This is a genomic window from Microbacterium sp. ZOR0019 (genome assembly GCF_000800925.1).
GTDB lineage: Bacteria > Actinomycetota > Actinomycetes > Actinomycetales > Microbacteriaceae > Microbacterium > Microbacterium aurugineum.
Genome location: NZ_JRKC01000005.1, coordinates 1 through 12,247, shown reverse-complemented (window position 1 = coordinate 12,247; position 12,247 = coordinate 1). Strand labels below are relative to the sequence as shown.

The window sequence follows — 12,247 nt, the reverse complement described above, 5'->3', positions numbered from 1 at the left end:
TCAGGTCAGGCGTCGATCGACTCGCGCGACAGCCGGTCGGAGGACTCGATGATGAACTCGCGCCGCGGGGCGACCTCGTTGCCCATCAGCAGCTCGAACATACGGCCTGCCGCCTCCGCATCCTCCATGCGCACCCGACGCAGCAGACGCCCGGAGCGGTCCATGGTCGTGTTGGCCAGCTGCTCGGCATCCATCTCTCCGAGTCCCTTGTAGCGCTGGATCGGCTCGTGCCAGCGCTTGCCGGCCTTGCGGAGCTTGGTGAGCAGGGCCTGCATCTCCTGCTCACTGTAGGTGTAGATCGTCTCGTTGGGCTTCGAGCCCGGGTTCATCACGATCACCCGATGCAGCGGGGGAACGGCAGCGAAGACACGGCCGTCCTCGATCAGCGGCCGCATGTAGCGGAAGAACAGGGTGAGCAACAGTGTGCGGATGTGCGCGCCGTCCACGTCGGCGTCGCTCATCAGGATGATCTTCCCGTAGCGTGCCGCGCTGAGATCGAACGTCCGGCCCGAGCCGGCGCCGATCACCTGGATGATCGATGCGCACTCCGCGTTGGAGAGCATGTCCCCCACGGAGGCCTTCTGCACGTTGAGGATCTTGCCGCGGATCGGGAGGAGCGCTTGGAACTCGCTGTTGCGTGCGTTCTTGGCCGTGCCGAGAGCCGAATCACCCTCGACGATGAACAGCTCGCTGCGATCGACCTCGTTGGTGCGGCAGTCGACCAGCTTCGTCGGAAGCGTCGAGGACTCGAGCGCATTCTTGCGTCGCTGCGTCTCCTTGTGGGCGCGCGCCGAGACACGGGCCTTCATCTCCGAGACGATCTTGTCCAGGAGTTGTGATGCCTGGTTCTTGTCGTCGCGCTTGGTCGACGTGAAGCGCTGGGCGAGATCCTTGCGGATCACCTGCGCCACGATCTGTCGAACGGCTGGCGTCCCGAGGACCTCTTTGGTCTGACCCTCGAACTGCGGCTCCGGAACGTTGACCGTGAGCACCGCGGTGAGCCCGGCCAGCACATCGTCCTTCTCGAGCTTGTCGTTGCCGACCTTGAGGCGACGGGCGTTCTGCTCGACCTGGGTCCGGAGGACCTTGAGGAGTTCCTGTTCGAAGCCCTGCTGGTGGGTTCCGCCCTTGGGCGTCGCGATGATGTTGACGAACGAGCGGACCCGGGTGTCGTAGCCGGTTCCCCAGCGCAGCGCGATGTCGACCGCGCAGACACGCTCGACCTCGGTGGCGATCATGTGACCGTCCGCCTGGAGCACCGGGACGGTCTCCTTGAACGTGCCTTCTCCCTGGATGCGCCAGGTGTCGGTCACCGGAGGGTCGATCGCCAGGTAGTCGACGAACTCGGAGATACCGCCCTCATAGAGGTACGAGGTCTCCACGGGCACGGGGGCGGCGACGGGCCCGGCGCCCTCGTCCTCGGTGACGTTCGAGAGCTCGGGGACGGCGACGGCGCGCTCATCCTTCACCACGATCTCGAGACCGGGAACGAGGAAGGCGGTCTGCCGCGCACGGGTCTCGAGCTCAGCGAGTTGGAACGCTGCGTCCTTCGTGAAGATCTGACGATCCGCCCAGTAACGGACACGCGTGCCGGTGACCCCTCGTGGCGCCTTGCCCACGACCCGCAGCTCGCTCTTCTCCTCGAAGGGAGTGAACGGCGCGTCAGGACGCTTCTCGCCGGAGTCCGTGAAGATGCCCGGTTCGCCGCGGTGGAAGGACATCGCATAGGTCTTGCCACCGCGGTCGACCTCGACGTCGAGCCGCTCGGAGAGCGCATTCACCACCGAGGCACCGACGCCATGCAGACCACCGGACGCAGCGTACGAGCCACCTCCGAACTTCCCACCCGCGTGCAGCTTCGTGTAGACGACCTCGACACCGCTCAGACCGGTCCGGGGTTCGACGTCGACGGGGATTCCGCGCCCGCGGTCGTGCACCTCCACACTGCCGTCGCTGTGCAGGATGATGTCGATCTTCGAGCCGTTGCCCGCCACCGCTTCGTCGACGGAGTTGTCGATGATCTCCCAGAGGCAGTGCATGAGACCCGGGGAGCCGTTCGACCCGATGTACATACCCGGGCGTTTGCGGACAGCCTCGAGCCCCTCAAGCACCTGGAGATGGTGGGCAGAATACTCGGCATTCACAATCTCCGAGTCTATTCTCGCCACCTCCGCTCGGGGTGCCGACACTCCCCACGAGGAGCGAGTCCGAGGCGCACGCGTACGCGCTGAGCGAAACACGCCGCAAACCGGGCATGCACACAGGTACCGCGTGGTTGTATTGACCAAATCACGAAGCGAAGCCGACACCCGAGGAGGCACCGAGATGAACGCAACGACCGAACGTGACACCTCCACCGTCGAGTTCCGCCTGACCGCCATGGATCGTTGCGATTCCTGCGGTGCGCAGGCGTACATCGCCGCCGAGGTGAACGGCTCCGAGCTCCTGTTCTGCGCCCACCACGGCCGCAAGTACGAAGAGAAGCTCCGCAGCGTCGCCACCAGCTGGCACGACGAGACCGCGCGTCTCATCGAAGCCGTCTGATCACGCTCGACGGGCCAGCGGTCAGTCGATCACGACCCTGCGCACTCGCGCGGTGAGCCGGGTGAGGATCTCTTCGCCGACCGTGTCGATCCGCTCGGCGAGCGTGGTCGCGGAAGACTCCCCGGATTCGCCCGCGCCGAACAGCGTCACTTCGTCGCCGACCCGGGCTCCCGGCCAGCGGTCGACGATCGACGTCGTCTGACCCATGGCGGTGAGCACTCGGGCTCCACCGGGAGTCCCCACGCTCGCTCCGCCCAAGGTCGACGGGAGACCGTCGAAGCTGCCGATCGCAATCACGGCATCATCACCGTCGACCTCGACGACCGTCGCGACGAGGCTTGCTGCAGGTCGCACACCCTCGAGGTCCGGGCCGTCCGCGGATCGGATGCCGTAGCAGAACGCTCCGATGCGCGAGACCGAGCCACGCAGCTCCGGTCGCCACCAGGATGCCGCCGACGCGGTCAGGTGCAATGCGCGCGGAACCGGACCCGACTCCCCCACCACTCGCACGGCGTCCAGGAACACTGCCTGCGCCTCGTCGTCCTCCGCATCGCTCGCCTCAGCGATGTGGCTCCAGACCCCCTCCAATTCGAGGAGTCCTGCGGCCTCCGCGGCCCTGGCCTCGGAGACGACGTCGGCCCAGTCCTCTGGGAGTATGCCGTTGCGGTGCAGGCCCGTGTCGATCTTGAGGTGCACGCGCGCCCGTGCGCCCAGCGCCTCCGCGCGGGCGATGATCCGTCGCAGATACTCGGCAGTGCCGACTCCGAGATCGATGCGGTGCAGCAGAGCGTCATCGACCTCCGCGTCCGTCGAGGTAGCCCAGGCGAAGATGCGCGCGTCTCCTCCGACGACGCGCCGAACCTCTGAGCCGCCCGCGATGTCGTAGCTCCCGAACCAGTCGACGCCCGCCTTCGACGCGGCCTCGACCGCCCACGCGAGCCCGTGGCCGTAGGCATCGTCCTTGAGCACGAGCATGAGGGTCGACGGTGCGATCCGCGCCTGAACGGCTTCGACGTTCGCGCGGAAGACGTCACTGCGGATCCGCAGCTGCGGGCGGGTCATGCCTCCCACCCCCGCACAGCGTGCGCGCCCGCGACCGTGACGAGTTCCGCCGCCGTCAGCCCGGTGATCGCGCTCCATCGGGCGACTCCGGCCCTGGCCGCGCCCCACCCACCGAAATAGGTGACCTCCGATCCGGGCGCGATGTCGCTCTCCGGGCCTTCCAGGTCCACGACGCAGACATCCATCGCGACCCGTCCGATGATGGGTCGCGCCGTCCCGGCGACGTCGACGTGTGCGTGATTCCCGAGAGCACGGACGATCCCTTGCGCATAACCGCCCGTCACCAACGCCACGGTGGTCTCCGCGGGCGCACGGTAGGTGTATCCGTACGACACCGCATCCCCGGCGCGCAAGCGTTTGGTGGACATCACTCGGCCGCTGAGGCGCATCACCGGCTGCGTCGAGAGGACTCCCTGCTCGTCCGGCAGCCCGTAGAGCAGAGTCGGGTCGATATCCGCCTCATCCGAGGTCACCCCGACGATTCCCTCCAACCGCAGCGCCTCGATCTCACCGACGGAATCGACCAGCACCCGTTCGGCGCCGGCGGCGGTCACCGCCTGCGCGACGGCGAGGATTCCGTGGCCCCAGGCATCGCGTCGCAGATCCGCGACATGTCCGCCTGCGCGCACTGCCGCCGACGCCCCTGCCGCCAGCGCCGAGCGGGAGATCATCGCGGAAGGTAGGGCGCTGGAAGTCGTCTCACACACGTCCTCCACCCTAGCTTCCGCCTCCCAGGTGGACCTCCGAGTCCCCCGTAGACTGGTGGGGACCCCGACCCTGGAGCCATATGTCTCGTCTTTCCCTCGCGCCCCGCATCCGCTACCTGCTGGGACGTGCTCGCCGCATCGACGTCGGATCGGTGGTGGAACGGGCCAAGGAGGCATCGGAACAGCACCACAAGGCCGTCCCTGCCATCGTCGTCGACATGCTCTGGTCCGCGGCCCGGCACAACGTCGGGTTCCAGGACTACATCGACTACGACTTCGCCATGCTCACCAAGGCGGAGCGCGAGACCTACATGACCCACCCCGTGTCGAACCAGCTCTCGCAGCGATTCGACCACCCTGACTACCGCTGGATCTTCCAGGACAAGGTCGAGTTCGACAAGCAGTTCTCCCCCTTCCTGAAACGCGAGTGGATGACGGTCGAGGAAGGCAACGCCGACGCGGTGCGCGAGCTGACCGAGCGCCTCGGCACGATCGTCACGAAGGAGCCGGTCGGGCAGGCGGGAACCGGTGTGCATCGCTATCACGCGGCGGACATCGACGACTGGGACGAGTTCCATCGCGGACTGCTGGACCGCGGCGAGCTCCTCATCGAAGAGGTGATCCGGCAGCACGACGCCCTGGCCGCCGTCTGCCCCGGCACCGTGAACACGACGCGCATCACCGCCTTCTTCGACGGTGAGAAAGCGCACATCCTCGCGATCGCGCAGAAGTTCGGCCGTGGCGCTGTCAGCGACCAGATGACCTTCGGCGGCTTCTACACGATGCTCGACCAGAACGGGCACGCGATCGGCGCCGGGTACGACTCCCACGGACATGTGCACGAGACGCATCCGGATTCCGGCTTCCGCATCGCCGACTTCCAGCTGCCGTACATGGAGGAGGTTCGAGCCTTCATCGACGACGTCGCGCGCGTCGTGCCGCAGGTGCAGTACGTGGGCTGGGACATCGTGGTCTCCCCCGACGGCCCCGTGCTCGTCGAGGGCAACTGGGGAGCCGGAGTGTACGAGAACAAGCCCAGCGTGACCGGCATCCGCACCGGCCACAAGCCGCGCTACCGCGAGGTCATCGGCTTCTGAGGAAACGAAGAAGGCCCCGGATGCTCTGCGCATCCGGGGCCTTCTTCTTAGATCTGAGCGGGTCAGACCGCGCGGACGATCCCGAGCGGCGTGGACTCCAGTCCCTGACCGAGCGGGTTGTCACCGAGGATCTTCACGAGACGGTGCTCACCGTTCTTGTCGAGCGTCGAGCCGAGGATGTTGCCACCCAGGTCATTGATGTCGACGACGGCGACCTCTGCCTGGCCACCGATCAACGCCTTCAGCCGAGCGGCGACGCCATCCGGGTCCTTGGGTCCGAGCACGACCGCCTCGTTGTAGGGCGGGATCGTGTGCTTGGTGGGACCGTCGATGGCACGCGCCTTGTCACCCGCGATGCGGTAGAAGTCACCACGGCGACCGAACGCTTTGGTGACGGCGGCCACGGCGGACGCGAACAGGATTCGGGGCGTGCCGCATTCGCGGAGCGCCATCTCCATCGTCTCGGGCATACCGAGTCCGATCCCGTACGGCGTGCGCGTGACGTACTTCGAGAGGAAGAGCGCGAGCTTGCGCGGCTTGATCTCGTCGAGACGGTACGACCGCCCCTGGGTGATCGCCACGATCTTCTCGGTCACGAACAGCAGGTCGCCCGGCTGCACCGCATCCTTCGCATACTCCGTGATGATCGCGTCGAGGTCGTCCTCGGGCATGACCACGCGGGTGCGCAGCGGGATACGCGCATAGCTCGTGCCGTCGACACTCGTCTCGAGTGCCTTGCCGTCGTTCGCCTGGCTCATTCGAGGTAGTCCCGCAGCGACTGCGAGCGGCTCGGGTGCCGGAGCTTCGCCATGGTCTTCGACTCGATCTGACGGATGCGCTCGCGCGTCACCCCGAACGTGTCGCCGATCTGGTCGAGGGTCTTCGGCTGACCGTCGCCCAGGCCGAAGCGCATGCGGATCACACCGGCTTCGCGCTCGGACAGCGAGTCCAGGAGCTGCTCGAGCTGGCGCTGCAGCATGGTGAAGCCCACGGCATCCGCCGGCACGACGGCCTCGGTGTCTTCGATGAGATCACCGAACTCGCTGTCGCCGTCCTCACCGAGCGGCGTGTGCAGCGAGATCGGCTCGCGGCCGTACTTCTGGACCTCGACGACCTTCTCGGGCGTCATGTCGAGCTCACGGCTGAGCTCTTCGGGGGTGGGCTCGCGTCCGAGGTCCTGGAGCATCTGACGCTGCACGCGGGCGAGCTTGTTGATGACCTCGACCATGTGCACCGGGATACGGATCGTGCGGGCCTGGTCGGCCATCGCGCGCGTGATCGCCTGACGGATCCACCAGGTGGCGTACGTCGAGAACTTGAAGCCCTTGGTGTAGTCGAACTTCTCGACCGCGCGGATGAGACCGAGGTTGCCCTCCTGGATCAGGTCCAGGAACTGCATGCCGCGGCCCGTGTAGCGCTTCGCGAGCGAGACGACGAGTCGGAGGTTCGCTCCGAGCAGGTGACTCTTCGCGCGCTGACCGTCGCGGGCGACCCACTGCAGGTCGAGACCGAGCTGACTCGTCTTCTCGGCCGGCGTCATCGCTGACAGCTTCTCCTCGGCGAAGAGACCGGCTTCGATGCGCATCGCGAGCTCGACCTCTTCGGCGGCGTTCAGCAGAGCGACCTTACCGATCTGCTTCAGGTAGTCCTTGACCGGGTCAGCCGTGGCGCCGGTGATCTGCGTCGAGTAGACCGGCACGTCTTCGTCGTCGTTGGACGAGATGACGATCGCGCCGGTCGGCAGCGGCTCGGTGAACTTCGGCTTGGAGTCCTCGTCCTCTTCGTCGGCGTCCTCCGCAGCGACGACAGGGGCCTCGTCTTCTTCGACGACGTCGTCGGACTTCTTCTTCTTGACCGGGGCGCGCTTGGCAGCAGCGCGCTTGGCAGCGCTCAAGGGCGCGGGCTTCTCAGACGCTTCGGCCTCGACCTGGGCGTCGACGGCGGTCTCAGCGGCAGCCTTCTTCGTCCGGGTGTTCTTCGTCGTGGCAGGAGTCACGTTTCGCCTTTCACGGGGCGAATCTCTCACCCCGGGACATTTCGGACACTAGTAAGACCCTTGTCAAGTCCAGCGCTCGAAAACGCCGATTGACAACGGGTCAGAGTCCTAGTATCGCACACGTGTGGCGATGCAGGCGCATTCCGGCGAAGTTCTCCCCGAACGGACTCAGGCGCGGCCGGGCTTGTCCTCGTCGCCGGAGGGACGGGAGGCGAGATAGCGCTCCAGTTCCGCAGCCAGTTCGTCGGCGCTGGGAAGATCGCGCTCGCTGAACCCGCCCTCGTCGTACGAGTCGTCGTCGGGGTTCCGACCCGCCATGTACGCGTCGTATCGGCGCTCGAGGTTGTGGACCATCTGCTGGAGCTCATCGTTCCCGGCGACCTGTTCGTCGACACGGGCCACGTAGTCTTCGCGACGCTCCTGCACCTCGTCCAGCATCAGCACGAGCCCCGTCGAGGCCATCAGACGCTCGGCGGCGGCGATCACCGCATCCGGGTTCTCCGTCTCGGCGAGGTAGTGCGGGACCAGCAGCACGAAACCGACGGCGCGGTCGCCGCGCTCGACGAAACGGAACTCGAGCAGGTGCCCTGCCGTCGCCGGCACCTGGGTGCGCGGACGCCAGACGGAGTGCGCGACGATGAGCTCCCGACGATTGCCGCTGACCGTCGTACCGATGGGTCGCGTGTGCGGAACCGGCATGGCGATCGAATGGACCCAGTGGAACCCGGAGACCTCGAACTCCGCAGCCAGCGCGAGGACGGTGTCCGCGAAGCGGTTCCAGGCGAAGTCAGGCTCGTAGCCGGCGAGGAGCAGGAAAGGACGACCGAGCGCGTCCGTCGCGAGCGACAGCTCGAGCCGCGATGGCTTGAACTCGGTGAGATGGTCCTGATCGAACGAGATCACCGGCCGCCGCGCGCGGTAGTCGAGAAGGGCATCGTTGTCGAAGACCACGACGGGCTCAGGAGAGGCTGTCTCACGCAGGTGGTCGATGAGCCCGGAGACTGCACTCCCCGCGTCGGTGAAGCCGGTGAGAAGCAGCACCAGTGGCAGGCCGTGCGGCACGGTCGGCGCATTCGCGACGCGTTCGTGGATCTCTCCGGAGAAGGGCATGTGTCCATGCTACGAGCAGGTCCCGGTGCCGGGCCCCGAGCCGTCTCGCTGAGAGCGAACACACCCACCCGGCGCGCGACTCCCCGCACCGGCGGAGATCCTAGGATGGAGACATGACGCTTCCCGTGCTCTCGCACACCACCGCTCAGTTCCCCGGAAGCGCTGCAGATGCCGCAGTGCTCGTCGTCGCCGCTCTCCCCGAGTCGGCGGAATCACTGGCCGGTTATCCCGGCCTCGCGGATGCCTTGGCCGGTGTCGGATTCACCGGCTCCGCCGGATCCTTCACCCGCGTGTATGCCCCCGAGGTGACCTCCCTGCCGTTCGCCGTCGTCGGCGCCGGCAGCACGCCGGATGCCGCGGCGGTGCGCAATGCGGCTGGAACGGCGCTGCGCACGCTCACCAGCTTCGAGCACGTCGCGGTCGCCCTCGCCGACGGGCTCGAGGGCTTCGCCCCGGCAGCCGCAGAGGGTGCTGTGCTCGGTGGACACAAGTTCGACGGCTACCGCACCGAGAAGGGCAAGACGCGCGCCGGCGAGATCACTCTGCACGCCGCGCTCGACGATGAAGACGTCGCGCACGCCCAGGTCATCGGCGAGGCGGTCGCGCTCATCAAGGACCTCGTGAACGTGCCCGCCGAGTGGCAGAGCCCCGCGCAACTCGCTCAGAGCGCGGCTGACAGCGTCGCCGACCTCGATGTCACGGTCGAGATCTTCGACGAGAAGGCTCTCGCCGAGCAGGGCTTCGGCGGCATCCTGGGCGTGGGACAGGGCTCCGACCGACCGCCGCGTCTCGTTCGCCTCGACTACTCCCCCGCTGACGCTGTGCGACACATCGCGCTCGTCGGCAAGGGCATCACGTTCGACACCGGGGGCTTGTCCCTGAAGCCCGCGGCCTCGATGGTCGGCATGAAGTTCGACATGGCGGGCGCCGCGACGTCCCTCGCCGCGATCCGGGCGATCGCCGCACTCGGCCTCCCCGTCCACGTGACCGCGTGGCTCTGCATCACCGACAACATGCCCTCGGGTCGTGCGTTGCGCCCCGGCGACGTCATCCGCATCCTCGACGGCACCACGGTGGAGGTCCAGAACACCGACGCCGAGGGACGGCTCGTCCTCGCAGACGGCCTCGTGGCCGCGAGCCGCGAGAATCCGGACGTCATCATCGATGTGGCGACCCTCACGGGCGCCATCGTCGCCGCACTCGGCCACCGGCACACCGGAGTCTTCGGCGACGTCGAGACGGTCTCGTCCTTCATCTCGGCAACCGCCCAGGTCGACGAGCCCGCCTGGCACATGCCGCTGCCGGACTACATGGAGGAGTCGCTCGAGTCCCCCATCGCCGACCTGCAGAACGCGAACATGAGCGACCGGATGGGCGGCGCCTCCTATGCAGGCCTGTTCCTGCGGCGCTTCGTCGGGCGCACCTCGGACGCTGAGGACGCCCCCCGCATCCCCTGGGTGCACCTCGACATCGCGGGATCCGGCGAACATGCCGGCGCCCCGTACGGCTTCACGGAGAAGGGCCCCACCGGAGCGATGGTCCGATCGATCGTCGCCTTCGCCGAAGCATCCCACAAGGAGGCATGACCTATGACAACCCACACCTTCGACATCGTCGTCCTGGGCGGCGGAAGCGGCGGATACGCCGCGGCGTTGCGCGCGAGTGAACTCGGCAAGTCCGTCGCGCTGATCGAGAAGGACAAGGTCGGTGGGACCTGCCTGCACCGCGGGTGCATCCCCACCAAGGCCCTGCTGCACGCGGCAGAGGTCGCCGAGCACGTGCGCGATGCCGCTTCCGTCGGCGTGACCGCCACGCTGGAAGGCGTCGACCCGGCAGGCGTCCGCACGTACCGCGAGGGGATCGTCGCCAAGAAGTTCAAGGGCCTCGAGGGACTCATCAAGGCTCGCGGCATCACCACGGTCGCCGGACTCGGTCGCCTGAACCCGGACCGCAGCGTGAGCGTCGGCGACGACGTCTATGTCGGTGCGGATGTCGTGCTCGCGACCGGATCGTACAGCCGAACGCTCCCCGGCCTCGAGATCGGCGGACGCGTCCTCACGAGCGAGCACGCCCTCGCCCTCGACGTCATCCCGGAGCGGGTCCTCATCCTCGGTGGTGGCGTGATCGGAGTCGAGTTCGCCAGCGTGTGGCGTTCGTTCGGCTCGGAGGTCACGATCATCGAGGCGCTCCCCCATCTCGTCCCGAACGAGGACATCGCCCTCAGCAAGGGGCTGGAGAGGGCGTTCCGCCGACGTGGCATCCAGTACTCCCTCGGCACCCGCTTCCAGAGCGCGGTTCAAGACGATTCCTCCGTCACCGTCACGCTCGAAGACGGCAAGGAGTTCACCGCCGACTACCTGCTCGTCGCCGTCGGGCGTGGTCCGGTGACCGCCGATCTCGGCTTCGAGGAGGCGGGCGTCACGCTCGATCGTGGCTTCGTGATCGTCGACGAAGACCTGCGCACCGGTGTTCCGGGGCTCTGGGCCGTCGGCGACATCGTTCCCGGCCTCCAGCTCGCGCATCGCGGATTCCAGCAGGGCATCGCCGTCGCCGAACGGATCGCGGGTCTCTCGCCGGTGAACATCCCGGATGCGCAGATCCCCAAGGTCACCTACTCGAGTCCTGAGGTCGCCTCGGTCGGCGTGACCGAGGAAGCGGCCGCGGCCGAACACGGCGCGGACGCGATCGTCGCCTACGAATACAACCTCGCGGGGAACGGCAAGAGCGAGATCATCGGAACCGGTGGTCTCGTGAAGGTCGTCCGCCTCAAGGACGGCCCCGTCATCGGTGTCCACCTGCTCGGCGACCGCGTCGGCGAGCTCATCACCGAGGGGCAGCTGGCCGTCGCCTGGGAAGCGCATCCGGAGGACATCGCGCCTCTCATCCACGCGCACCCGACCCAGAGCGAGGCACTCGGCGAGGCGTTCCTCGCCCTTGCCGGCAAGCCCCTGCACGCCCTCTGAGCACCAACCGGTGCCCGAGTCACTAAGCTAGACAAGCGTCATACAACTTCCTGAAGGAGACTCAGTCATGAGCACATCCGTCGTCCTCCCCGCTCTCGGCGAGAGCGTCACAGAGGGTACGGTCACCCGCTGGCTCAAGCAGGTGGGAGACACCGTGCAGGCGGACGAGGGCCTGCTCGAGATCTCGACCGACAAGGTCGACACCGAGATCCCCTCCCCTGTCACCGGTGTGATCGAGGAGATCCTCGTGGCCGAGGATGAGACCGTCGAGGTCGGTGCCCTCCTGGCCCGCATCGGCGACGGCAGCAGTGCCGCTCCGACCCAGGACGCCCCGGCCGCTGCCGCCCCGGCTGCCGAAGAGGCTCCTGCCGAAGCCGCACCCGAGGCATCCGCGCCGGCTGAGCAGGCGGCACCCGCACCTGCGGCGGAGACACCCGCCCCGGCCGCTGAGTCCGCGCCGTCGGCGTCCGCAGGCGATGCGACCGACATCGTGCTTCCGGAACTGGGCGAGAGCGTCACCGAGGGCACCGTCACCCGCTGGCTGAAGCAGGTGGGTGACGAGGTCGCCGTCGACGAGGCTCTTCTGGAGATCTCCACCGACAAGGTCGACACCGAGATCCCCTCGCCGGTCGCCGGCGTGCTCCAGGAGATCGTTGCCGGAGAAGACGAGACCGTCGCCGTCGGCGCCGTGCTCGCCCGCGTCGGTTCGGGTGCTGCTCCGGCATCCGCCTCCGAGCCGGAAGCGCCCGCTGCTGAGGCACCCGCCGC

The 12,247-nt window shown here is 67.5% G+C and carries 11 protein-coding genes; 5 read left to right on the top strand and 6 right to left on the bottom strand.

Going from position 1 to position 12,247, the window contains the following annotated elements:
• Positions 1-5: 5 nt before the first annotated feature.
• Complete coding sequence (locus L978_RS00975) at positions 6-2,144, bottom strand: DNA topoisomerase IV subunit B (protein ID WP_081996879.1); 2,139 nt, start codon at positions 2,142-2,144, stop codon at positions 6-8.
• A gap of 181 nt (positions 2,145-2,325) precedes the next feature.
• Between L978_RS00975 and L978_RS00970 the strand changes: the two genes are divergently transcribed.
• Positions 2,326-2,544 carry a DUF7455 domain-containing protein gene (locus L978_RS00970; protein WP_047519411.1) on the top strand — a complete coding sequence of 73 codons (219 nt, stop codon included), beginning with the start codon at positions 2,326-2,328 and terminating at the stop codon, positions 2,542-2,544.
• Between the two features lie 21 nt (positions 2,545-2,565).
• On the opposite strand, the gene L978_RS00965 is transcribed toward L978_RS00970, so the two are convergent.
• Positions 2,566-3,606, bottom strand: a complete 1,041-nt coding sequence (locus tag L978_RS00965; protein ID WP_047519409.1) for an alanine racemase — start codon at positions 3,604-3,606, stop codon at positions 2,566-2,568.
• Positions 3,603-4,313 (bottom strand): alanine racemase C-terminal domain-containing protein, encoded by a 711-nt coding sequence (locus tag L978_RS00960; RefSeq protein ID WP_231554946.1) that lies wholly within the window; start codon positions 4,311-4,313, stop codon positions 3,603-3,605. Before L978_RS00960 ends, L978_RS00965 begins: the two co-directional genes overlap by 4 nt.
• Positions 4,314-4,393: 80 nt before the next feature.
• Between L978_RS00960 and L978_RS00955 the strand changes: the two genes are divergently transcribed.
• Positions 4,394-5,410, top strand: a complete 1,017-nt coding sequence (locus tag L978_RS00955) for a sugar-transfer associated ATP-grasp domain-containing protein (RefSeq protein WP_047519407.1) — start codon at positions 4,394-4,396, stop codon at positions 5,408-5,410.
• A gap of 62 nt (positions 5,411-5,472) precedes the next feature.
• Here L978_RS00955 and L978_RS00950 read toward each other — a convergent pair whose 3' ends face one another.
• The 3 genes from L978_RS00950 to L978_RS00940 form a co-directional block, all read right to left on the bottom strand.
• A complete protein-coding gene (locus L978_RS00950; RefSeq protein ID WP_047519404.1) occupies positions 5,473-6,168 on the bottom strand; it encodes a coenzyme F420-0:L-glutamate ligase in 696 nt (231 codons plus the stop codon).
• Positions 6,165-7,406, bottom strand: coding sequence for an RNA polymerase sigma factor (locus L978_RS00945; protein ID WP_047519402.1), 1,242 nt, complete (start codon positions 7,404-7,406; stop codon positions 6,165-6,167). Before L978_RS00945 ends, L978_RS00950 begins: the two co-directional genes overlap by 4 nt.
• 168 nt (positions 7,407-7,574) lie before the next feature.
• Positions 7,575-8,516 (bottom strand): proteasome assembly chaperone family protein, encoded by a 942-nt coding sequence (locus L978_RS00940; protein WP_047519401.1) that lies wholly within the window; start codon positions 8,514-8,516, stop codon positions 7,575-7,577.
• 113 nt (positions 8,517-8,629) lie between these two features.
• On the opposite strand from L978_RS00940, the gene L978_RS00935 reads away from it, so the two are divergent.
• The 3 genes from L978_RS00935 to L978_RS00925 all read left to right on the top strand — a co-directional run.
• Positions 8,630-10,102, top strand: a complete 1,473-nt coding sequence (locus tag L978_RS00935) for a leucyl aminopeptidase (RefSeq protein WP_047519399.1) — start codon at positions 8,630-8,632, stop codon at positions 10,100-10,102.
• A gap of 3 nt (positions 10,103-10,105) precedes the next feature.
• Positions 10,106-11,479: a dihydrolipoyl dehydrogenase gene (lpdA, locus tag L978_RS00930; protein WP_047519397.1), complete on the top strand. Its 1,374-nt coding sequence runs from the start codon at positions 10,106-10,108 to the stop codon at positions 11,477-11,479.
• 67 nt (positions 11,480-11,546) lie between these two features.
• On the top strand, positions 11,547-12,247 hold a 701-nt coding region (locus tag L978_RS00925), incomplete at its 3' end, for a biotin/lipoyl-containing protein (RefSeq protein ID WP_047519395.1).